The following is a 21,940-nucleotide window of genomic DNA, read 5'->3' on the forward strand; positions in this document are numbered from 1 at the left end:
TTCAACCCTTTCAAGAGCGACCAATGACCAAAGTTATCGTCTTCGGCAGCATTAACATGGATCTCGTGGCGCGATCGCCCCGATTGCCAGTTGCTGGTGAAACGCTACGGGGTCATGACTTTTTTACGGCTGCGGGTGGAAAAGGGGCGAATCAAGCGGTAGCAGTGGCGCGGCTGGGGATTCCGACTCAGCTCGTTGGGCGTCTGGGTGCCGACAATTTTGGACGCGAACTCCTCGCCAATCTTCAAGCGTCTGGGGTCGAGACTGGGGCTGTCTTGGTGGATGAGGCGGCTCATTCTGGCGTCGCAGCGATCGCTGTGGGTGGGAGGGGAGAAAATCACATTATCATCGTCCCCGGTGCCAATGGGCGCGTGAACCAGGAGGATGTCGGACGCCTTAGCGATTTGTTACCCGGTGCTGCTGCATTGCTCCTTCAATTCGAGATTCCGATGCCAGCCGTTGTAGCCGCGGCTAGGGCAGCCCGACAAGCCGGTGTCCAGGTGATTCTCGATCCCGCACCTGCTATCGAGATGGGAGATTTTGCGTCTGTTTTATATCCGTTGGTTGACATTATCACCCCCAACGAAATTGAGGCGGGGCAATTGGTGGGTTTTGCGGTGGATGGGCAAGAAACCGCTGCCAAAGCAGCCGCAGCTTTACGTCAACAGGGTGTCGGTACTGCAATTGTGAAACTAGGCGATCGCGGTGTCTTCTGTGCCACACCGGAGGAAGTATTCTTCGTCCCCGCTTTCCCCGTTCAGGCAGTTGACACCGTTGCGGCTGGGGATGCGTTTAATGGGGGATTGGCAGCAGCTTTGGCTTCTGGGCGTCCTCTCCGGGAGGCAGTAATCTGGGGTGCTGCCGCTGGAGCGATTTCGGCAACCATTGCCGGTGCCCAGCCTTCTCTGCCCGATAGAGAGACGTTCGACACATTTCTCAGAAACAGAGGGATTCTATAGTTGAGTGGAAAAAGGGAAGGATATTCAGTAGATTTTTATGATTAATCCCGTATTTGGTAACGATAATTCCGCCTTTTTAAGGTATATTTAAATAATAGAAATCCGTTTTCAATAAATATTGAAGTTTAGTTCTTCCTTATTAAGTTTATTATATCAAAAAAAACAAATAACTTCTAGAGGGTAAAACAAAAAGTTTTCCCTGATTATTTAAATTTAAAAGCTATTTTCTGGGAAATTACTTGCCAATATCCTCATTCCATAAATGGGGATTGTTCTGGATGAAATTGGTCATCAACTGCTTGCAGTCATCCAGGTTTAAATCAATCACTTCAACACCGTGGGATTCCATGAATTCCTTGGCACCGGAGAAAGTTGCAGATTCACCGGCAATGACTTTTTTAATCCCAAATTGGACAACAGCACCAGCACAGAGGTAACAAGGCATCAAGGTAGAATAAAGCGTTGTATCTTTGTAACTGCCGATTCTGCCAGCATTGCGTAAGCAATCGATTTCTGCATGGGTAACGGGGTCATTGTCTTGGACGCGCTTATTATGTCCTCTACCGACAATTTGCCCATCTTTAACCAGAACTGAACCAATCGGAATCCCCCCCTCGCTGAGTCCCTGTTTGGCTTCGGCGATCGCATCTGTCATAAAGTTGTCCATAACAGTTTAAATCCTGAACAAGTAGGTTTTTTTAAGAATACTGTTATTCCGTGGAAAAGGTTTGGTTTTAAACACAAAGGTACGCAAAGGTAAGCGTAGAGGTACGCAAAGTTTAGACTTTGCGTACCTCTATTGGTAAGAATGGGGACTATGGATTTAGTACGCCGGAATGTCCGGGGATGTCTCCTAGCGGTTCGCAACGTCCACCCAAATATTTAGAGAGAAACTCTTCTGCGATCGCGTAAAAGTGCAGTCGGTTTTCGGGACGGGCGAAACCGTGTCCTTCGTCGGTGTAAAGGGCGTACTCTACAGGCTTATTTGCCTTTTGCATCGCCTCGACGATTTGTTCGCTTTCCGCCTGCTTCACCCGTGGATCGTTGGCACCTTGGGCGATTAGCAAGGGTTTGGTAATGTGGTCAACGAAAAATAAGGGCGATCGCGACTTGAGAAATTCTTCTTCCGTCTCCAAGTTGCCAACCCGATAGTAGAAATTCGCCTTCAGCGGTTCCCAGTAGGGTGGGATACTTTGCATCAGCGTAATCAGGTTACTCGGACCCACGATATCTACACCGCAGGTAAAGACATCCGGCGTGAAAGTTAATCCGACTAGGGTTGCGTAACCGCCGTAAGAACCGCCCATAATGGCAATCTTTTGCGGGTCGGAGATGCCTTGTTGCACCAACCAGTTGACGGCATCAATGAGATCGTCGTGCATTTTCGCCGCCCATTCCCGGTTGCCAGCGTTGACAAAGGCTTTGCCGTAGCCGGTGGAACCCCGGAAATTCACTTGCAACACCGCGTAACCCCGGTTTGCCAACCACTGCGCTTGCGGGTCGTAACCCCAAGTATCTCGCGCCCAAGGGCCACCGTGAACCAGCAACACGGTTGGTAAATTTTGGGCGGTGATTCCCACAGGTGTTGTCAGGTAGCCGTGAATCGTCAAGCCGTCTTGGGCTTGGTAAGAAATCGGTTGCATGGATGCCAGCGACAACCCTTCGAGTGTGGGTTTGTTGCTGAACAGGAGGGTGCTGGTCTTGGAATCTCGATTATAGGCGTAGTAGTAGACCGGACCGTCATCGGTGAGGAAAGCGACTAGCCAATTTTTGTCGGCAAGGTCACGGGAGGAGATGCCGAACTCTCCGGGACGAATTTGGGCGATCGCTTCAAAATCTGCGGCGATACTTTGGTCAAGTACCTGCCATTCTTGTTTCTCTTTGTAGAAGGAAACTGCTTGGATAACTCGGGTAATTGGGTGAATGACGATGCCGCCTAGATCGTATTGCGGATCTTCGGCAATTACTGTTTCTTCGCGGCTAGTAACATCGAAAGCAATCAGGCGGCTAGCGTTGGCATCGTGACTGCCGCTGATATAAAGGGTTTTGCCATCTTCTGAGAAGCTAACGGCACCGCCTTCATCATCTGGCCCCCAGTGACGCAGCGTTTCCCAATCGCCTTGGGTTGTTTCCCGGAATAATAGATCGGAACCCCCATCAGGCGTGGCAGCAGTTGCGGCACGTACCTGGAATTGGGCGTCTACTGTCCAGCTAACGACATTGCCTGGGTTTTCGGCGTATAAGTCAACCGCACCGTTAGCCAGGTTGATGCGGTAAACGTCAAACTTTTGCAAGTCCTTCAAGTTCATCCCCACCAGCACTTGATCGGGGAACTTGGGGTCAAGATCCACTGGCTGTGCTTTTACCCCTTGGAATGGCGTTAAGTCGCGGACAATATTGGAGTGAATATTGACCGAATAGAGGTGAAAGTTTTCGTCGCCATCTGAGTCTTGCATATACATCAGCTGGTCGGCGTTATAAGTCCAGAAGAAAATCCGGATACCGCGCTTCTTATCTGCGGTGAGTTGGCGGTCGTCTTCCTGTCCGACTGTCCGCAACCACACCTGCAAGACATTCTTGTCGTCGGGGGCGATGTACGCCAGATACTTACCATCCGGTGAAAGTCGCGGACTGGTGCGTTCTGGGTTGCCGAAAAGAATCTCGCGGGGAATCAGCGGCGGTAGTTGGGTTGCCGATCGCTCAATAGTTGATTGCATTTTTACCTCTTGCTACTCGATCTCCTTATTCTTACTTTGCTCATAGAACTCGCGAATCCCCCAGTATGGTTAACCGACCCGATAAAAAGCGCGAACTGACAAGTCAGCGCAAGCTATCACGCTTTTGATGTTGGGGAGAATGCGATCGCACTTTGTCTTGGGGAAGGATGCGATTTACTGAGTTTGATCTGTTCGCTGCACACACGATGCCTAAAATGAACTGGGAGAATTTTGAGTATGATGAAATTACCATACCCATAACTCATACTGATGCAGAAAGTCACAATCTCTTTAGAAGATGACATCCTGCGATTTGTAGATCGGCAGGCAAAAGGCAACCGCAGCGCCTATATTAACGATTTGCTGGCAGAACACCGCCGTCGTATTTGGGAGGCACAAATGATTACCGCCCTCCAACAGGATGCTAAAGATCCAGAGTACCAAGCTGAAATTGCAGCTTGGGATAGTGCAGCTGGGGATGGCATGAATGCCAGCGAGTAATTTAACTTATCGGCGGGGAGAAATCCGTTGGGTCACACTCGATCCAACCGTAGGGGCTGAGGCGCAAAAAACCCGCGCTTGCTTGATTGTGCAAAATGACATTATGAACCAGTATGGACTTCTGACAATTGTGATGCCATTTCGACCGGGAAATAAAGAAGCCCCCTACGTTGTAAATGTCAAAGCAACACCCTCCAATGGATTAGACCAAGACCGTTTTATTGATGTCGGGCAAATTCGTGCTGTCGATCATCGTCGCATTTTGGGTTTATTGGGTGTCCTGGAGGAAGAATACTGGGAACAGATTCGCTTTAGTTTAAATATTGTTTTAGGGTTTGCGATCTAAAAGTGTCAAGGAATTAGAGAAAAAATTAGAAGAATGCGATCGCGCTCATTATGTTGGGAAGAATGCGATCGCGTTTATCATTTACTCAGCTTGCTGAATTGGATCGCCTATTGGTGGATGCCGCCCAATTGCTCGATCGGCGGCACGAATATTTATAACCCATTCGCGATTTAATCCTAATGCAAGGACTGTAGCCTTACCAGTGGGTGTTATACCGACGATTGAGAGTACATCACCAGACCAAATGAAATGCTCCTTCCAGATATCTTGTTTGGGGTTAAACAGCAGAACTTGTGCATCAAACTGAGGATCTATCGCTGTTATTTTATCGGCTTTTCTTCGATTGCAATGGAAACAAGCTAAAGCCAAGTTTTCGATAGTATCCACTCCGCCTTGAGCAATTGGAATTACATGATCTACTGTGAATTGCACGTATTGCCATTGTTCTGATGCGTGACAATATTCGCACAAACTACTGGCTCGCTGACGTACCTGCTGCCGAACAACTTCGCTTATTTTACGATGAGGAGGCAAATTTATAGATATCCTTGATTTTGAGCTAGAAAAAGATTCCGAACAGTGCGATTAAGAAAACTCAGATAATCATCAATTTCTTCGTAGCTATCAAGTTCTTGTTCTTCTGCTTTACTAAGAGGGGAATCTTTTTGTTTAGACAATAACTCTTCTATTCGAGTTTGCACAAAACTTGAAGCCCGAAAAATAGGTACTCCTTCTTCCAGTTCGATTCGGACAGCACCTTCTACTGGCAGGCTATTGGGTAGGCTACGAAGTTGTGGAGGAAGAGGTATTGTCATTTGGATTCAAAAACACTTTGATGGTTTGATTATAGCTAGCGGTAAGCTTTATTTGCCACTACAGCAGCAGCCAAAATTGGTGCATCTTTTGCTTCGATAATAGCTGTCCATTGAGCCGATTCTTGTAAGGGTGGGTTAGGTCGAATTTCAGGAGCGATAGCAGTCAGAAGTTGTGCAAAAATTGGTTGGGCAGCGGGTAATTTTTTGCGAAGGTTGCGCTCGCACTCATCTAATACTTGCTGGGAGATGACCAGCTTAAATAAGCCTATTTCAGCCATTGTTAGTACAGCACGGCTGGCTCCACTGCGAGACCCTGCTCCAGCAATTAAAATACTTGAGTCAGCAAAGACTCTACGCATCTTGTTGCTTTTGCCAGATTGCTTCCCGTTCTGCGTGTATTCCTTCTAGCAATTCAGTCAAGCCTACGCCTTCATCTTCCATGAGGGCTATGATTTTATCGGCTAGTTGGGGAACTTGGGGCTGTTTGGGGGTAAGCAAGACTATATTGCCTACTTGCAACAGCGTCAGCATATCTCCTTCGGTTAAGTTGAGCTTATCTTGCACCATCTGGGGAACGGTAATTTCCCCCCCTTCCCGCAAACGAATCGGAAATTCTCTGATCTCTACGTCCGTGTCTTGTGAACTTGGTGTCACGGTTTTAACCTGTAATGGGTATCAGATTTTCTTATTTTACAAGTGCTGGCTGGAGGAGATGCGATCGCGTTTTGCTGTGGAGGTGGAAGAGTGCGATCGCGTCGTTCCTCTCCCTGTAACCCAGGCGAGATCGCTCCCACCCATCCTTCCCATGCAAAATCCGCATTATGGCAGACGTGGGAAAAACAACACTTGGGTAAAATCGGACAACTTAAGTGCCGAAAATAGGGAAATATGGCAAATCTGACACAAGAAAAGTGTATTGCCTGTCATAAGGATGCGCCACGCGTCACTGAGGCGGATATCGCAGAACTGAAACCAGAGATTCCAGATTGGAACATTGTGGAAGAGGAGGGAGAATCGCGGCTGAAGCGCACCTACAAGTTTGCAGATTTTCAGACAGCGCTAGCGTTCACCAATAAAGTGGGCGAAGCGGCGGAAGCGGAAGGGCATCACCCGGCGTTGCTGACGGAGTGGGGTAAGGTGACGGTAAGTTGGTGGACTCACGCGATTTCTGGTTTGCACCGGAACGACTTTATAATGGCGGCAAAGACAGATCGGATTGCGCCGGCATTTACTCAAAAGTAAGCTGCTGAAACGTTTGCAGCCTGGGCAAACAGTCGGGCATCTTGAGCTGGTCGTACTGAGAAGAAGACTTGAGGATGAGTGAGACGGAGTTAGAAGCGGCACAGCGAGACGCTGAGGCATCAACAACAGCGCTAGCTGTTAGCATTAGCGAAGCGGCTGAGCAGGAAGTAGCGGCACGAAGTGCAGCAGAGGCACATCGGCGCTTTGTCGAGCTAGTGCAAGGACTAGATGCGATTGTCTGGGAAATGGACGCCGTGACGTGGAAATTCACGTTTGTTAGCGATCGCGCTCAAGATATTCTCGGCTATCCTATCAGTCAGTGGTTAAATGAGCCGACGTTCTGGCAGGATTGCTTGCTGCATCCGGAAGACCGCGACTGGTGCGTTAATTTTTGCGTGAGTGCAACCAATCAAGCAAAAGACCACGAATTTCAGTATCGGGCGATCGCATCGGATGGTCGCCTTGTCTGGCTCAAAGATGTGGTGCGTGTAGTGTGCGATGAACAAGGTTGCCCCAAGTTGCTGCGCGGCGTAATGGTCGATATCACCAAGGAGAAGGAAGCTGAGGAAAAAACTCAGCTTCTATTGCGCGAACAGGCAGCACGAATCGAGGTGGAAACGGTGCAAGAAGCACTCCGCAAGAGTGAAGAACGCTACCGTTCGCTTGTGGAAGCCACAGCTCAAATTATCTGGGACACCAAAGCTGAGGGAGAATTTGTCACTCCACAGCCGGGTTGGAGTGCGTTTACCGGGCAATCCTACGAACAGCTAAAAGGCTGGGGGTGGCTCAATGCCGTTCACCCAGATGACCAAGCGCATACCGTGCAAGAGTGGTTGAATGCGGTTGCCAATGGCACCCTTTACCAAATCGAGCATCGTCTGCGGCGTTCCGACGGTATTTATAAATATATGAGCGTGCGCGCCGTCCCCGTATTTGAAGCGGACGGCAGCATTCGGGAATGGATTGGCGTTCACACCGATATTAGCGATCGCAAAAGTGCCGAGGAAGCCCTGAAACAGAGCGAACACCGCTATGCCCAGATTCTCGATTCCGTGCAGGATATGGTGTTTTGTAAGGCTCCCGGCTCAGTTGTGGTGTATGCCAACAAAGCTGCCTGCGAATATTATGGAATGACTCTTGAGCAGCTTCACGGCATCACGGATGTACCTTACAATCAACTCGATTACACTCAGCAGTACCTGCAAGACGACCTGCAAGTCTTCACAACAGGTCAGCCAATCGAGGTTCTGGAAGAGCCGAATGTCCGCGCTGACGGCGAAACTCGCTTCTTCCACACGATTAAATCCCCAATTTTCGATACCAATGGCAACGTTGTGGAGATTGTAGGGGTTTCTCGCGACATCAGCGAACGCAAGCAAGAGCGGGAGATTCGCGATCGCGCTTTAGCCGAAGCCCAAGCAGCCCGTGCTGAACTACAGCGAGTCTTCATGCAAGCACCGGCGGCAATTGCCATCACCCGTGGCTCGAACCATGTCACGGAAACGGTGAACCCACTGTATATGCAGATTGTGGAAAAGCGGGATATCGTCGGTAAACCCGTGCGCGAGGCGTTCTGGGACTTGCAAGGGCAAGGCTTTTTCGAGTTGTTAGACCAGGTTTATACCAGTGGCGAACCTTTTGTCGGCAATGAGATGCGGGCGATGTTCGACCGCAACAGCGATGGCATTCTAGAAGAGAGTTTTTGGAATTTCGTCTACCAACCCTTAGTAGATGCTAATGGTAAAGTCAATGGCATTATGACCCACGCGGTTGAAGTGACAGAACAAGTGCGATCGCGTCAGGAAATTGAGAAAAAGGCGGAAGAACTGGTTCAAATGACCCAGGCGCTAGAACGCAGTAACCGGGATTTAGACCAGTTTGCTTACATTGCATCCCATGACTTAAAAGCACCCCTAAGAGCGATCGCTACGCTTTCAGAATGGATTGAGGAAGACCTCGCAGATCAACTGACCGACGACTCGCGCGAACATCTGAATTTATTGCGGGGACGAGTTCACCGTATGGAAGCTTTAATTAACGGCATTCTGCAATATTCGCGGGCGGGTAGGGTGCAACAACAGATAGAGGCAGTGAATGTCTCCTCCTTGCTGTCGGAAGTCATCGAACTGCTCGATCCACCGCCGGAAGTTGCGATTGTTGCAGAGTCTATGCCAACGTTGCAAACCGAACGGGTGCCACTACAGCAGGTGTTTATGAACTTGATCGGCAACGCCATCAAGTACGCAAAACGCTCGGATGTGTGTATTCAAGTTGGTGTTCGGGAGCTGCCAAAATACTACGAGTTCTCGGTCGCTGATAACGGGCAAGGAATCGAACCCGAATATCATCAGAAGATTTGGGGCATCTTCCAAAGACTGGAAGCGAGGGACAAAGTTGAAGGCACTGGCATCGGTCTATCGGTGGTTAAGAAAATCGTCGAAAGTCGCGGTGGACGGGTGTGGGTGGAGTCCGCAGCAGGCGCTGGAGCAACGTTCCGATTCACTTGGAGCTAATTGAAAGCCATCACATAAGCTTCTCGGCGGACGGTATTCATAATCGTAGCGATCGCTTGATTTTGAGCGGTACTCAGATCCGCACCCCGACTGACAAAAAACTGAGTCAACTGTTCCAGTCGCTGCTGCGTTGCCGGCGTTGCTTCCGAACTGCATCAGGTTCCGCCACTGGTTTCCTCCAGATTAAATTGAAGGATTGCCAACCAATATAGCCATTTGAATTCATTCATAAACTTTTCTTTTTTCTTTCTTTCTTCCCTTCTTACTTCGCGCCTTTGCGGTTCAATCCCACTCTTTTTATGAACGCTAGGGAAGAATGCCAATTTTCGTATAAATAGGGCGAACCAAGCGTCTTATACCAGGAAGCTGTTTTGTAAATACGAAAGAACCGAGAATACAAAAGATTCCCCCAATCATTAACGTATTGGGCGCACCGATTTGACTTGCTAAAGAACCCGCAAATAAATTTCCTAAGGGAACGACGCCAAAAAAAGCCATCGTGTAGATGCTCATTACCCTGCCACGCTTATCATCCTCAACAATCGTTTGGAGAACTGTATTACTAGATGTAAATTGCAAAGTAAAACTCAAGCCAACTAGTAACATCATTAGTAAAGAAAGTCCCAGCACGCGAGACAAAGAAAAACCAATCAATCCCATCCCCATGAAAGCCGGAGAATAAGCAATCAATCTGCCCAAGCCTAAAACATTTTTCCGCGTACTTAAATGAACTGCACCAATTAACGCTCCTACTCCCGCCGCCGCCATCAGAAAGCCCAGAGTTTCAGCATTCCCATGAAGAATTTGCGTGGCAAATATTGGTGTGAGAACGGTATATTGCATTCCCATAAAACTAACTAACGCTAGCAGCAAGATGATAGAACGAATTGGTGGAAAGCCAAAGGTATACACAAATCCTTCTTTCAATCTTTGCCAAGGATGATCGTGAGAGACTGCTATTTTACTGGGCTTTACCTTCATTGCTAATAAAGCGGCAATGACGGCAATATAGCTGAGACCATCAATTAAAAAACAGTAACCTGCTCCAACTGAGGCAACAAGCAACCCTCCAATGGCAGGACCAATCAATCGCGCCCCATTAAACATGGAAGAATTCAGCGCGATCGCATTCGCTAAATCATCTTTTCGTTCGATAATTTCTGGTACGAAAGCTTGACGAGTGGGGGCATCAAAGGCGTTAATGATTCCTTGAAATATACTCAAAACAATTAGATGCCAGACTTGGGCGATTCCGGTTAGCGCTACAAAAGCTAGCGCTAAGGACTGGAGCATGGCGAGGCTTTGAGTAATGACTAAGAGCCGATGACGAGAGACTCGATCGACTACAACCCCACCAAATGGAGTCAGTATAAAACTGGGAAATTGCCCTGCAAACCCAACTACACCCAGTAACAAGGCTGAATTCGTGAGACTATAAACTAGCCAAATCGTGGCGATTTGCGTCATCCAAGTTCCAACGAGTGAAAGCCCCTGACCGGCAAAAAATAACTGATAATTTCTCGATCTCAATGCCGGTAAAACTGGCAGAAACTTGATGGCGTTTTTCTTCATAATTTCTTGGTTTTCAGCGAATGCTTAAATAGCGGACAAGTTAGTTATTTCTTAGCAGGGAAGACCCAGCCAGGGTTTAAATTGGGGGTAAATTGGGGGTGTCCCTCTGCGGGCGGAAGCCGTGTGGCTTCCTGGGTTTCAACATCAGTATCAGGGGTTGCTTGTAGTTCTGATTACCTATCTACTGTCTGTTGATTTATTGCTACTGGAACAGCACATCCTCTAGAGAGGCATCTGTCCTTGGTTCAGTTTGTTGTTATCAATTTTTAGCTGCTCGGCAAAGTATTTAATAAGCGGTCATTCCGAATACGTAATGTTCGTGAAGTTATGCTTAGCCAGCGTTTACTTCGTATACGTAATATTTTTAAATAAATCCTTAATGCCCTGCTTCACTCAGCCGGATGAAGATTGCCCCTATCTTCTACAAGCCTTAAGAGAGATTCGCGATCGCTTGATCTACCAATTGAGAGAAATGTTCGCGTTCAGCCATCGGCATCCCCTTCATCGCCTGTTCCCGAATTTCCAGTGCGATTGGCGGCAGGACTTCTTGTAGGTTCTTGCCTGCTTCCGTCAACCAAATGCGCCAAATCCGGCGATCGCGAAGATCGCGTTCCCGACGAATCAGCCCCCGTTCTTCCATCCGATCTAGCACCCCGGTGATCGTACCTCCCACTTGCTGTAGTTTTTCCCCAATACTGCAAGTGGCTAAGCCGTCTTCTTCCCACAAACAGCACAATACAACCCAGTGAAAGGGAGTCAGTCCCAAAGGCTCCAGCCGTTCCTGAAACTTGCGGCTAAACACCTGGGAGAGCAGTTTGATCCGGTAGCCCAAACTATAGGGTGCCATTACTTCGTGCCATTGCTCAAAAGGCTTGCTCTCAGCAGATGTAGAAGACATTGGTTAATTATTTAGCATACGTAATATTAATTTAGCTTTGTTTCTCGGTTGCTGGCAAGGGAAACCCCGCCAGGATTTGAAAGAGGGTTTTTTAACGCAAAGAACGCCAAGGGGGCGCAGCGGGACGCCAAGTTAAAGTGAACAGCCGTCACGCTCAAGAGTGTGGCTTTAGCCTACGGGCATATCTTTACAGTTCGTAATTTTTCTAAACTGGTGATGTAAAGATAGCTTCAATTTTAGGTGATGATGCTGCGACCGAATCAACGCACTAAGTTAGACGATACCGATGATACAGAGTTTTACTCCTATCCGCGCTTTGTGACGCACGTAGACGAAGGGTTTATTCAACAACTGACGGATCTATACCGCGATCGCTTGAAGCCGAATACCCGCATCTTGGACATGATGAGTAGCTGGGTTTCCCATCTACCAGAGGAGATGAAATTTTCTCACATCGAAGGACACGGACTGAACGAAGAGGAACTGGCGAAAAATCCCCGCTTCGATCGTTATTTTGTTCAAGATATCAACAAAAATCCGAAGCTACCCCTACCGAATGAAGATTTCGACGCCGTTCTCAACTGCGTCTCGGTGCAGTATCTGCAATATCCGGATGCTGTATTTGCGGAAATTTACCGCATCCTCAAACCCGGCGGAATCGCAATTATCAGCTTTTCCAACCGGATGTTCTATCAAAAAGCGATCGCTGCGTGGCGGGATAGTTCCGAAGCTAGCCGGGTTGAGCTAGTGAAAAGCTACTTCACCTCAATCCCCGGATTTAGCTCCCCAGAAGTCATTACTCACCAATCCTCCGCCCCGAAGTTCCTACAGTGGATGGGTGCCAGTGGGGGAGATCCTTTCTACGCTGTCATTGCTCACCGCTCTTAAGCGGCAGAATCTCCTCCCCCTTTCTCCACAGGGATTCCGAGGCACCCAATCCCTCCGCTTGATTGGCGCTACACTTCACTTCTGTGTCCCCCTGAAAAAAGGGTTTGGGGAATTCTGATGTAAAATCTCGCGCAAGTAGAATGTAGGGAGAAGAAGAATTGGGGTTGAGACTTGTCACAGCTTAAGTGAGTGAACCGCTTGAGAATCGCTTAAGTTTCTCCATAGCTAGATGCCAAAAATGTGAAGATGGTGATAAAAATGAAACCTCAAGCTATCAGGAGGCGGTAATGATTTTTCAAAATGGGCGGAGAATTTTCGCAGCGATGTTGCTCTCGATGTTGCTGCTAGTAACTTCTTGTGCAACCCAAACTCCCTCTCGTTATGACCAAGCGCAAAAGGAAAGCACTCAGAGGAATGCTCCTCCAGCAGTTGCTAAACAGGCTGAACAGGGAAGCAGCTTTAATAAATTCTTTCCAAAAAGTAGCAGTGGCTTCCAAACTGTACCAGCTCAAGAGAAAAAAGGCTTTGCTGAGTATAAGTTGAAAAAAGATGGCAAGGATGTTGCCGTACTGTCTATTTCTGATACCACTAGCACCCCCACAGCCGCAGCGAAATTTAAGAGCAGCAGTAAAACAATCGCTGGCTATCCAGCGGTGAATCAGGGGAATAATGGCACTGCTGTTTTAGTAGGCGATCGCTACCAAGTTAAAATTCAATCTCGTGATGCTTCGTTTACTCAGAGCGATCGCGAAGCTTGGCTGCAAAAATTCAATCTCAATGGTCTGTCTCGACTAAAGTAAGTAGTCCTGAGAAATCAGTCATGAGTCATTCGTTTGCAATTAATGACTCATGACTGATTACTGCTGACTACTGATGAATGACAACTGAAAAAACAAGGAGACTACGACTGTGAGCAAATCGATTTTTGAACTGGTTGATGAGCTACCAACCAATAACATCACCACGATGGCTTTGCGATCGCTTGATTTTGTCGTTCCGGGGCAATGGCAAAATATTGTTGGCTTTGACAACACAATTCGTGCTGTCACTGGCGAAACTGACGAAGCGTTAATTCAGCAAATTGGCGAACGCGCCGTCTATCTGTACAACGACAAATCGCAGGGATATCAGCGAGCCATGTGGCTCTATCAAACTGTTGATAGTGCAGATAAAGCTCTCGGTACAGCCGCCTTGGCGAACAAAGTAGGCGAAAAAATTCCGCTTTTCGGTTTTTTAAACAACATCACTCCCAAAGCGGACAAAGCTCAAACGATTGATTTGTGTATAAAATTGGTGGTTGAGTTGGTTGCCTTTTGCCAAATCAACGGCATCCCAGGAGACAGCATTGGAGATTTTGTCGCCTCTTTAGCTGATTATAGTGGCGAATCTTTGATGCGGATGGTGGCTTTAATTAGCTTTGATGGTTTAGTTCCCCTTGGCTCTGACTTCCTCCTCAAAGCTACCTCCGGATTGAATCAAGCGAGTCCCGCAGAGTTAGAAGGAAATCAGACATACCAGCGTGTCCACGATTTGATTCCTGGCGGCAGTCCGGAAGGTAAGCTCAACTTTATCGGTCAAAGCTTTGATTCAGTTAAAGGCTGGATGAGTGGTTTTGTCACCTCTCACAATTTAACCCCACAAAAAGTTGTCAGTAACCTGCAAAATTTTGTGGAAGTTTCCGGTGACAAGTTGGACTATCTGGGTGCCTTTCTAGATGTGACAACAAACTATTACGAACACACAGGCACTCAAACCTTGGCTCGTCGCTTGATTGAACGCGCCTCCGCCGAAATTTAAAATCTTCGTGCTGGTATGTATTAGCACTGGTATGTATTAGCACAAGTGTATTTAGCTGCCGGTATTTGCAGATACTGGCAGCTTTAATTTTTGTCAATATTTTGTGACTTGTATCACAGAAATCTTTATCCTAAAAGGTAACTAGGTTCAGCCGACATGACATGCGGGGTAGAGACTTGTTTCACCTCAGCTGTGATGCCGACTCGATGCACTATCTCAATATCTTTAGTGCATCGGAATCACGCATTTAAATCACACATATTTAATGGAGATGTATTGTCATGGCACAGGAAAGCGCTGCCAGTTTGTTCAAAGCAGTTAAAGAAGATCAAGCATTACAAGCAAGACTCAAAGCAACCACTAACCCAGAAACCTTCATTCAGATTGCCCGTGAACGTGGCTATGACTTCACGGTTCAAGAACTGAATAATGAAATCGAGAATTTATCTGAGGAGGAGTTGGCAGCCGTTATCAATCCAGGTATTGGTCCCCGGAGACACCTAACGCCTAGGTAATCTAATTGATTCTTAGTAAAACTACTCAATCATCAATTAAAAATGCAAAATTAAAAACTTGGCATTTTTAATTTCTAATTTTTAATTGATGATGGTGCTAAGAAATATTCATGGTTTTACTGGTGGGAAACGCGAGCGCGCTTTAATGGCGTTTTAGACGCGATCGCACGGTGCAACCTAAGCGGGCACGTCCAATTGAGCCAGAATTTCTGAGGCTTGGGCGCAAAGCGTGTCGTGAGAGTGACCATTACTCCCAATTAGACAACCCCATTGATTCACATCCCCCTGGTTGTACTTGGGGGGAGTGCCATCAGCGTGGGTGAATTGTCCGCCTGCTTCCGTCAAAATTAGCTCTGGAGCCGCCATATCCCAATCTTTGGGAGCAGATTTACCAGACAGAGAGATATAAACGTCTGCTTGGTGGTCGATGATGGTGGCAATTTTGCAGCCGACACTGCCGACATAGTGTTTATTTTTAAACGGCAGGTGTTGCACTAACTGATTGAAACGCTCATCTCGATGGGTGCGACTAACGACTAAGGTGAGTTCTTCAAGGGCGTTGCGTTCCGATACGCGAACTGGCTTGGGTTGGCCTTCACGAGTTTCCATATAGGTGCCGCCGCCTTTGGTTGCGTAATACAATTTTCCTGCCTCTGGCAACGCGACCACTGCCAGAATGGGACGCCCTTGGTGCGTTAAGGCAATATGAATTGCAAATTCACCCGTCCGATCGATAAAGTCTCGCGTTCCATCGAGGGGGTCAACGATCCAAACCCAAGGTTGCTCTACTGCTGGTGTCTGAGATTTATAGGTTTCTTCGCTTAAATATCCGAAATCCGGGCTGTTGAGAGACGCCTGCAAGTTATAGAGGATGTATTCGTTGACGGCGACATCTGCTGCCGTGACAGGACCATCTTTTTTGTTTTCAACTTCCAAATCATCGGTGCTACGATCGCCGCGATAGTAAGACTGGAGGATATCGGCGGCACCCCAACCTACACTTCGAGCGATCGCGACAATTTCTTCTAGCCCCTCATATCGGTTTTCGCCCAACGATTTTAATACTGTCACTTTAAGCTTCCTCGGCTGTCGGCACTTGGGTGGAGGCTATCCAGTAGCGGCGACAACTCCACAGCAGCGCAGCGCCAACCGCTATGTAAATTAAACCCCTCACTTCAAAACTAACACCCGCACGACGTAATCCGATACCAATGGTCATCATTGCCACAATTAAAGCAATGGTTTTGACTCCAAACATTTGGAAAATGCTCTTGAACGGGTTTGGTTCCTGTAGTGTTTCTACCCGATTAATGACGCGATTTGCAGTGCGATCGAGAATCAGTTTCCCTTTAATTAGACCAAGACTAAAAGCTGCTGCACCCCACCCCAAATGTTGTCCGTCTAACAATCCCAAATAAGGGAATTTAAACCAGAATACCAACCCCATGCTAAAAAGCCCTAATCCGACTAGCGTCCAAAGGCTACCAGCAATCCAAAGATGTTGTCTGCGGGTCAAACCGCTTTTTTGATAAGTGCTTTCCATTTCTGAGAATTTCTGTCTTAAGCCAGTTGATTTATTATATGCTGCCGGTTCCCTCTCCCAAGTTTAAGATTGGTTAATTCTGATTACTTTGGTGCTGTTTTCTGCATCCATCGACGAGTGCCAAAAAATTGACAGGAATGAGAGGCAATTTTCGCCGCCGATGCGATCGCATCGGCAAAACTTTTCCGTAGGATATAGTTACAAAAGGCACCGTGAAAAATGTCCCCAGCACCCATCGTATCAACGGGATTTATTTGGGGAACTTCTATCGAGCCGCTTGTACCCTGCGAAAGATATTGGATAGGTTTCTCTCCGCCAGTGATAGCGATGTGAGGAATCCCTAGTGCGGATAGATAAGAAAGAACTTCCTGCTGTGCGCGATCGCAACTTGGGGGATGAAAATTTTCCGAACAAATGGCGTAATCTACAAAGGGCAATATTCTTTCAAATCCAGGCTTCCAACTGCCGCCATCTATGACAACAGGGATCTGATTTTCTTTAGCTAATCGGGCAATTTTCTCCCCAACTGCCATTTGGTGCCCATCAATGAGTACAATATCAATTTCCTGTAAAATATTGAGGGGCAGACATTCACCGCTAACTTGTGTTTTCGTTGCATTGATCGAGATTGCCGCGCGCTCGCCTGTTGCCTGAGTCGTGATAATAGAAGATACCGGCGGAGGTTCAGATTGGCTAGGTGACAGGTCTATCAGCGTCACTGAGTGACTGTCCAAATCAGTCCGGATCAGGCAATTAATTGGATGAATACCAACTATACCTAAAAGACTTGCTCGATTGCCCAAATAACTAAAAGTCACGGCTGCATTGGTCGCAGGGCCTCCTGCCGCCACCGTATAGTCAGATGCAACAATTTTCTGATTTTGTTCGGGTAGACCCGTCGTTAAATACACCAGGTCTAAGGTAACTAATCCTACAAAAAGTCCCTGAAAAGCCATTGATTATTTTTCCTGTTCCGACTGACCCAATTCTCTACGGACAAGTGGGTTAAATGCTAGTTGCTAAAATTATTACCGACAACGATTAACACATAAAAATTAACTCAAAAGTTTATCTAGAAAGCCAATTAATTGTGAAATGCAGCAAATTTTTTGGGCATCCTAAAAGTAGCGGGAACCTTTGTTGAACATCCTTGCAGATTAATCAAACCTACCGCTAATCCTTAAGGATTCACGACTAATGCTGCAATTTTTAAAAAATTTAATCTCTCCAAATTGGTTTATTCCCCACGGGCGCGGCTATCTCTGGCAACCAGGGTTAGTCTCGCTGCATATTGTGGCAGATGCGTTGATTGCGATCGCCTATTACTCGATTGCCCTCGCCTTGCTCTATTTCATCCACCAACGACAGGATTTACCCTTCCGAAGGATATTTTTCCTGTTTGGAGCTTTCATTGTTTCCTGTGGCACGACCCACCTGATGGAAATCTGGACTCTCTGGCATCCAGCTTATTGGCTTTCGGGTGCCGTCAAAGTGATTACCGCTATCATTTCCGGTTACACAGCTGTCGAACTGATTCGTTTGATTCCCAAAGCACTGGCAATTCCCAGTCAGGCACAACTAGAAGCAACGAACCAAAAACTCAGTCAGGAAGTCATCGAACGCCAGCAAGCAGAAGCAGCATTGCGGCATAGCGAAGCTCGCTTTCGCTCAATTTTTGAGGGAGCAGGCATGGGAATCGCGATCGTAGACATGGAAGGTCATGTCGTGACAACGAATCCGGCACTCCAACGGATGCTGGGTTGCAAAGAGGATAATTTGCCAGCAGGATATATTCAAGAAGATACCACTCCGAACGAAGTGGGTTGGGATCGTTACATTAACTTACTCGCCGGAAAATATGACTATTCTCAGATGGCGAAGCGTTATCTGGGAAAGGATGGACATCTGATTTGGGGTCGCGATTGCTATCAAATGGAGCAGCGTTACCTGGGAAAAAATGGGCAGCTGTTGTGGTGCAACATTACTGTTTCCCAAGTGCGGGACGCTGAGGGCAAACCGCAATTTGGCATTCGCCTGGTGGAAGATATCACCGCCCGCAAGAAAGCAGAGGCAGCACTCAAACAGTACCAAGAACATCTAGAAAAAGTGGTGGGAGAACGAACTGCCGAACTCACCAAAGTCAACGAAAAGCTCTCCTGGCAAGCAAACCACGATCCACTGACGGGAATCGCCAACCGTCACGAATTTGAGCAACGTTTGCAGGAAGCGGTGTCAAATACCAGAATGCAAAACCAAGAACACACGCTTTGCTATCTGGATCTCGATCGGTTCAAGATTGTTAACGATACTTGCGGTCATGTTGCTGGCGATGAATTATTGCGTCAAATCAGTAGTTTGTTACAAAGCCGGGTGCGGAGAACTGATGTTCTGGCACGATTGGGCGGTGATGAATTCGCCGTGCTGCTGTACCAATGTCCGACAGATGAAGCACTACGAGTTGCTCAGTCGCTCTTGGAGACCATTCAGGAGTTTCGATTTGCGTGGCAGGATAAAACTTTTACGGTCGGTGTCAGTATTGGTGTCGTGACATTTGACGCCAATTCTTCCAGTTTGTCGGGCGTTGTTAGTGCTGCTGATGCAGCTTGCTATGAAGCTAAAAATCGGGGACGGAATCGCGTGTATGTCTACCAAGCTGACGATCAAAAACTGGCGCAGCAGCACAATGAAGTGCAATGGTTGAGCCGATTGAATCAAGCGATCGCGCAAAGCGGGTCTGTGAAGCTTTTGGCTACTCCTGAAAATACGTTACCAGCCAAGAATCAATTCTGCTTGTACTACCAACCGATTGCCCCTTTGAATGCCGAACTAACCACCGGCGAACATTACGAAGTTCTGCTGCGTTTCGTGGATGACAGAGGCGAGTTGATCCCGCCAATGGCATTTCTCCCCGCCGCTGAGCGATACAACCTAATGCCTGCAATAGACCGCTGGGTGATCCGTACCTTCTTGGCGATGCTTCACCAATCAGAAATTCAGAATTTAGAACCCCAATTTCAGAATTTTGCATCTTACCCTAGGGGAAGGATTCGCAACTCCTTCGTTGCTGGTGCTAGCAATGTTGCCACTTCGCCTCCGCTAACACCCTACATCCTTCCTCCTTCATCTTTTCCCCTGTATACTATCAATCTCTCTGGTGCTACCGTTAATGACGACCAGTTTATAGAATTCCTTAAAAAGCAGTTTTCCGTCTATAAAATCCCCCCACAGATGATCTGCTTTGAGATTACTGAAAGTGTTGCGATTGCAAATTTGAGTAAAGTCTCAGGGTTAATTAAGGAAGTTAAAGCTTTAGGGTGTCGTTTTGCTTTAGATGATTTTGGCAGCGGGATGTCCTCGTTTGCTTATCTCAAATATCTGCCACTAGATTACTTAAAAATTGATGGAAGTTTTGTAAAAGATATTGCCGATGACCCAATTCATTTGGCACTGGTGGAAGCGATTAACCGCGTTGGGCACGTCATGGGTCTGAAAACAATTGCTGAGTTTGTCACGAATGACTCGATTTTAGAGAAGGTAAAATTTTTAGGAATAGATTATGCCCAAGGTTATGTCATTGCCAAACCCCAGCCACTAGAATTCAATTAAAAATGTAAAATTAAAAAGGAAATTGTTCTTTTTTAATTTTACTTGTTAATTTTTAATTGATTTGATGCAAACTGAGCCAAAATTGGGGACACTTTACATCGTCGGGACACCGATAGGCAACCTGGAAGATATGACCTTTCGGGCAGTGCGAATTTTGCAAACGGTGGACGCGATCGCAGCCGAGGATACGCGCCACACGGGGAAGCTGTTGCAGCATTTTCAAATTAAAACTCCCCAGTGGAGTTACCACGAACACAACCAGCAGCAGCGGATTCCAGAGTTGTTGGAACAACTCAAAATCGGGAAAGCGATCGCGCTTGTCACTGATGCCGGGATGCCGGGAATCTCCGATCCGGGCTACGAACTGGTGAAAGCTTGTATCGAAGCAGCCATTTCCGTCGTTCCCGTCCCTGGTTGTACTGCCGTCACGACTGCCTTAAGTGCCGCCGGACTCCCCCCAGACAAATTTGTGTTTGAAGGCTTTTTACCCGCAAAAGGTCAAGAACGGCAAGAACGTTTGGAAGCTTTACAAAGCGAAAGCCGTACGATTGTATTTTACGAAGCTCCTCATCGGTTGCGACAAACACTGCAAGACTTAGGGGCTGTATTGGGACTCAGCCGCCAAATTGTACTGGCGCGGGAGTTAACCAAGTTGCACGAGGAATTTTGGCGGGGCACCATTAGGGAAGGAAGCGATCGCTATGCCACCCGCGAACCCCAAGGAGAATTTACCCTCGTCGTTGCCGGTGCCGAGTTAACGATGCCAATGCTGTCGGAAGAGGCGCTAAAAGCCGAGTTACAACATCTCCTGCAAGCAGGAATCTCGCGATCGCAAGCCAGTCGCCAGTTAGCAAAAGCCACCTCTTTTTCCCGCCGCCACCTCTATCAGTTAGCGCTAGAAATTCCGGCTGAAGCTCTAACTGAGGAGAAAGAAGTAGATGAACCCTAAAATTAGTTATTAGCCTTTAGTTCTTAGTTAGTAGCAACATAAGCACTAAGGGCTAAGGAAAAATGACAATTACTCATTACCTCATCTCAATAACAGACTCGATACATAATTGCGTTAGGTTTAGCCCGTGAAAGCTCGATTTTTTCTGTCTAGTTCCTTGCTTTTACTCATGACACTCGTGGGTTGTAGCACGGCGACGCCGCCAACTCCACAAGCATCCGTTTCACCTACCAGCACAGCGACACCCCAGACAGTACAAGGGTCGCCTAGTCCCACCCCGGCTACAGAATCTCCAAGCCCTAGCCCAGTTTCGGAAACAATTTCTGAAAGCCAAAAAATTTCAGCCACAGGGATTGGCCCGGCTAAGCTGGGAATGACTTTAGGCGAACTCAAAAAAGAGCTGGGTTCAAAAGCTGAATTTAAGGTGCAGTCGCCTTACATCGTGGATTTTGATGCGATCGCTGTCAGCCAAAATGGAAAGGTGCAATATTACATCCTCTACCCAGCCGGGAACCCCCTCACTGATTCGGGCAAAATCGATGCTTTAGTAACCGAAAATTCTAACTATAAAACTGAAAAAGGAGTTGGTCCCGGAACCTCTCTCAAACAAGCAGAGGCAGCCTACGGAGACGCTACCTTGTCTTACAACCTTGACAATGAAGGCAGAGAATACGTCCGGTTTGCCAATCAACCAGCTAAGAGTATCTCCTTCCGTCTTGGAAATGCTAATGATGCAAGCTTGATAGGAGTTTATTCTTCAAAATCAGGATCGGGCGGATTGTCTGAGACAAAGCAATTTAAAGACGCTGCCTCTATTCGCTCAGTTGAAGTGAATTGATAAAGGAACTGCGTTTTAGATTTTCGAGTTCGCAATCCAAATTGTGAACTCCTTAGAGTTATTCCATCTCTGCCAGTAGGCACTTCCAAAAATTTATTTGTGGCGACCTTTAGGCGAAAGGGTATCGATATTCTCCCTCAGCGTTTTTCGGTCTATGCATGACCCACATCTCTTGAAATCTGGCAGGGTTGCAGCTAAAGGATTGTGAAACTTATCGGTAATACATAAGCTTTTCGGAAAG

24 protein-coding genes and 1 pseudogene are annotated in these 21,940 nt (G+C 47.3%); 13 read left to right on the forward strand and 12 right to left on the reverse strand.

All coding sequences use genetic code 11. The features are described from left to right. Positions 1-23 precede the first annotated feature (23 nt). On the forward strand, positions 24-959 hold the full coding sequence (gene rbsK / locus NC994_RS02905) for a ribokinase (RefSeq protein WP_190441124.1): 936 nt from the start codon (positions 24-26) through the stop codon (positions 957-959). A 235-nt stretch (positions 960-1,194) separates the two neighbouring features. On the opposite strand, the gene NC994_RS02910 is transcribed toward rbsK, so the two are convergent. Beyond that, positions 1,195-1,626: a nucleoside deaminase gene (locus tag NC994_RS02910; protein ID WP_190441126.1), complete on the reverse strand. Its 432-nt coding sequence runs from the start codon at positions 1,624-1,626 to the stop codon at positions 1,195-1,197. A 148-nt stretch (positions 1,627-1,774) separates the two neighbouring features. Next, positions 1,775-3,676 (reverse strand): S9 family peptidase, encoded by a 1,902-nt coding sequence (locus NC994_RS02915; protein ID WP_190441128.1) that lies wholly within the window; start codon positions 3,674-3,676, stop codon positions 1,775-1,777. Positions 3,677-3,946: 270 nt separating this feature from the next. Between NC994_RS02915 and NC994_RS02920 the strand changes: the two genes are divergently transcribed. Both NC994_RS02920 and NC994_RS02925 read left to right on the forward strand, forming a co-directional pair. After that, positions 3,947-4,177 (forward strand): CopG family transcriptional regulator, encoded by a 231-nt coding sequence (locus tag NC994_RS02920; protein WP_190441130.1) that lies wholly within the window; start codon positions 3,947-3,949, stop codon positions 4,175-4,177. Then, a complete protein-coding gene (locus NC994_RS02925) occupies positions 4,164-4,523 on the forward strand; it encodes a type II toxin-antitoxin system PemK/MazF family toxin (RefSeq protein WP_190441131.1) in 360 nt (119 codons plus the stop codon). The genes NC994_RS02920 and NC994_RS02925 overlap by 14 nt, the downstream gene beginning before the upstream one ends. An 81-nt stretch (positions 4,524-4,604) precedes the next feature. Here the strand turns inward: NC994_RS02925 and NC994_RS02930 are convergent, their stop codons facing one another. Genes NC994_RS02930 through NC994_RS02945 form a run of 4 tightly spaced genes read right to left on the reverse strand, consistent with a single transcriptional unit; the run spans position 4,605 to position 5,992 of the window. Further along, positions 4,605-5,057, reverse strand: a complete 453-nt coding sequence (locus NC994_RS02930; RefSeq protein WP_190441132.1) for an HNH endonuclease signature motif containing protein — start codon at positions 5,055-5,057, stop codon at positions 4,605-4,607. A 2-nt stretch (positions 5,058-5,059) separates the two neighbouring features. Further along, positions 5,060-5,338, reverse strand: a complete 279-nt coding sequence (locus NC994_RS02935) for a hypothetical protein (RefSeq protein ID WP_190415300.1) — start codon at positions 5,336-5,338, stop codon at positions 5,060-5,062. Between the two features lie 35 nt (positions 5,339-5,373). Beyond that, positions 5,374-5,697: a PIN domain-containing protein gene (locus NC994_RS02940; RefSeq protein WP_190441133.1), complete on the reverse strand. Its 324-nt coding sequence runs from the start codon at positions 5,695-5,697 to the stop codon at positions 5,374-5,376. Beyond that, positions 5,690-5,992, reverse strand: a complete 303-nt coding sequence (locus tag NC994_RS02945; protein ID WP_199299815.1) for a hypothetical protein — start codon at positions 5,990-5,992, stop codon at positions 5,690-5,692. The genes NC994_RS02940 and NC994_RS02945 overlap by 8 nt, the downstream gene beginning before the upstream one ends. Before the next feature lie 58 nt (positions 5,993-6,050). On the opposite strand from NC994_RS02945, the gene NC994_RS02950 reads away from it, so the two are divergent. From NC994_RS02950 to NC994_RS02960, 3 genes are all read left to right on the forward strand, one after another. Then, entirely contained in the window at positions 6,051-6,239 is a 189-nt protein-coding gene (locus tag NC994_RS02950; protein ID WP_206753545.1) for a hypothetical protein, read from the forward strand. After that, a complete protein-coding gene (locus tag NC994_RS02955) occupies positions 6,227-6,580 on the forward strand; it encodes a 4a-hydroxytetrahydrobiopterin dehydratase (protein WP_190441137.1) in 354 nt (117 codons plus the stop codon). Before NC994_RS02950 ends, NC994_RS02955 begins: the two co-directional genes overlap by 13 nt. Positions 6,581-6,654: 74 nt before the next feature. Beyond that, on the forward strand, positions 6,655-9,093 hold the full coding sequence (locus NC994_RS02960) for a PAS domain-containing sensor histidine kinase (RefSeq protein ID WP_190441139.1): 2,439 nt from the start codon (positions 6,655-6,657) through the stop codon (positions 9,091-9,093). Here NC994_RS02960 and NC994_RS02965 read toward each other — a convergent pair. The 3 genes and pseudogenes from NC994_RS02965 to NC994_RS02975 form a co-directional block, all read right to left on the reverse strand. Beyond that, positions 9,093-9,230: pseudogene (locus tag NC994_RS02965) on the reverse strand (EmrB/QacA family drug resistance transporter); the annotation flags it as partial. The gene NC994_RS02960 and the pseudogene NC994_RS02965 sit on opposite strands and share 1 nt — an antisense overlap. A gap of 169 nt (positions 9,231-9,399) precedes the next feature. Next, complete coding sequence (locus NC994_RS02970) at positions 9,400-10,665, reverse strand: MFS transporter (protein WP_190441141.1); 1,266 nt, start codon at positions 10,663-10,665, stop codon at positions 9,400-9,402. 430 nt (positions 10,666-11,095) lie between these two features. Continuing rightward, positions 11,096-11,563 (reverse strand): MarR family transcriptional regulator, encoded by a 468-nt coding sequence (locus tag NC994_RS02975; RefSeq protein ID WP_190441144.1) that lies wholly within the window; start codon positions 11,561-11,563, stop codon positions 11,096-11,098. Positions 11,564-11,806: 243 nt separating this feature from the next. On the opposite strand from NC994_RS02975, the gene NC994_RS02980 reads away from it, so the two are divergent. The 4 genes from NC994_RS02980 (at position 11,807) to NC994_RS02995 (ending at position 14,763) form a co-directional block, all read left to right on the forward strand. Next, on the forward strand, positions 11,807-12,451 hold the full coding sequence (locus NC994_RS02980; protein ID WP_190441147.1) for a class I SAM-dependent methyltransferase: 645 nt from the start codon (positions 11,807-11,809) through the stop codon (positions 12,449-12,451). 287 nt (positions 12,452-12,738) lie between these two features. Continuing rightward, a complete protein-coding gene (locus tag NC994_RS02985) occupies positions 12,739-13,251 on the forward strand; it encodes a hypothetical protein (protein WP_190441150.1) in 513 nt (170 codons plus the stop codon). 109 nt (positions 13,252-13,360) lie between these two features. Beyond that, the gene (locus tag NC994_RS02990) at positions 13,361-14,248 is read left to right on the forward strand and encodes a hypothetical protein (protein WP_190441153.1); all 888 of its coding nucleotides are present in this window, start codon (positions 13,361-13,363) and stop codon (positions 14,246-14,248) included. A gap of 281 nt (positions 14,249-14,529) precedes the next feature. Continuing rightward, entirely contained in the window at positions 14,530-14,763 is a 234-nt protein-coding gene (locus NC994_RS02995; RefSeq protein ID WP_190415279.1) for a Nif11-like leader peptide family natural product precursor, read from the forward strand. A 177-nt stretch (positions 14,764-14,940) separates the two neighbouring features. On the opposite strand, the gene NC994_RS03000 is transcribed toward NC994_RS02995, so the two are convergent. The 3 genes from NC994_RS03000 to NC994_RS03010 form a co-directional block, all read right to left on the reverse strand. Further along, positions 14,941-15,834 (reverse strand): 3'(2'),5'-bisphosphate nucleotidase CysQ, encoded by an 894-nt coding sequence (locus NC994_RS03000; RefSeq protein WP_190441156.1) that lies wholly within the window; start codon positions 15,832-15,834, stop codon positions 14,941-14,943. Between the two features lies 1 nt (position 15,835). After that, positions 15,836-16,306, reverse strand: coding sequence for a hypothetical protein (locus NC994_RS03005; RefSeq protein WP_190441159.1), 471 nt, complete (start codon positions 16,304-16,306; stop codon positions 15,836-15,838). Between the two features lie 83 nt (positions 16,307-16,389). Beyond that, positions 16,390-17,262, reverse strand: coding sequence for a sugar kinase (locus NC994_RS03010; protein ID WP_190441162.1), 873 nt, complete (start codon positions 17,260-17,262; stop codon positions 16,390-16,392). A 241-nt stretch (positions 17,263-17,503) separates the two neighbouring features. Here NC994_RS03010 and NC994_RS03015 point away from each other — a divergent pair, with 241 nt between their 5' ends. The 3 genes from NC994_RS03015 to NC994_RS03025 all read left to right on the forward strand — a co-directional run bounded on the left by NC994_RS03015 (position 17,504) and on the right by NC994_RS03025 (position 21,699). Next, positions 17,504-19,912, forward strand: coding sequence for an EAL domain-containing protein (locus NC994_RS03015; protein WP_242030641.1), 2,409 nt, complete (start codon positions 17,504-17,506; stop codon positions 19,910-19,912). A 64-nt stretch (positions 19,913-19,976) separates the two neighbouring features. Next, positions 19,977-20,861 carry a 16S rRNA (cytidine(1402)-2'-O)-methyltransferase gene (gene rsmI, locus NC994_RS03020; protein ID WP_190430369.1) on the forward strand — a complete coding sequence of 295 codons (885 nt, stop codon included), beginning with the start codon at positions 19,977-19,979 and terminating at the stop codon, positions 20,859-20,861. A gap of 127 nt (positions 20,862-20,988) precedes the next feature. Beyond that, a complete protein-coding gene (locus tag NC994_RS03025; protein ID WP_242030642.1) occupies positions 20,989-21,699 on the forward strand; it encodes a DUF3558 domain-containing protein in 711 nt (236 codons plus the stop codon). Positions 21,700-21,940: the final 241 nt, after the last annotated feature.

It is taken from the genome of Trichocoleus sp. AS-A1, assembly GCF_039962015.1.
Taxonomy (GTDB): Bacteria; Cyanobacteriota; Cyanobacteriia; order Cyanobacteriales; family FACHB-T130; genus FACHB-T130.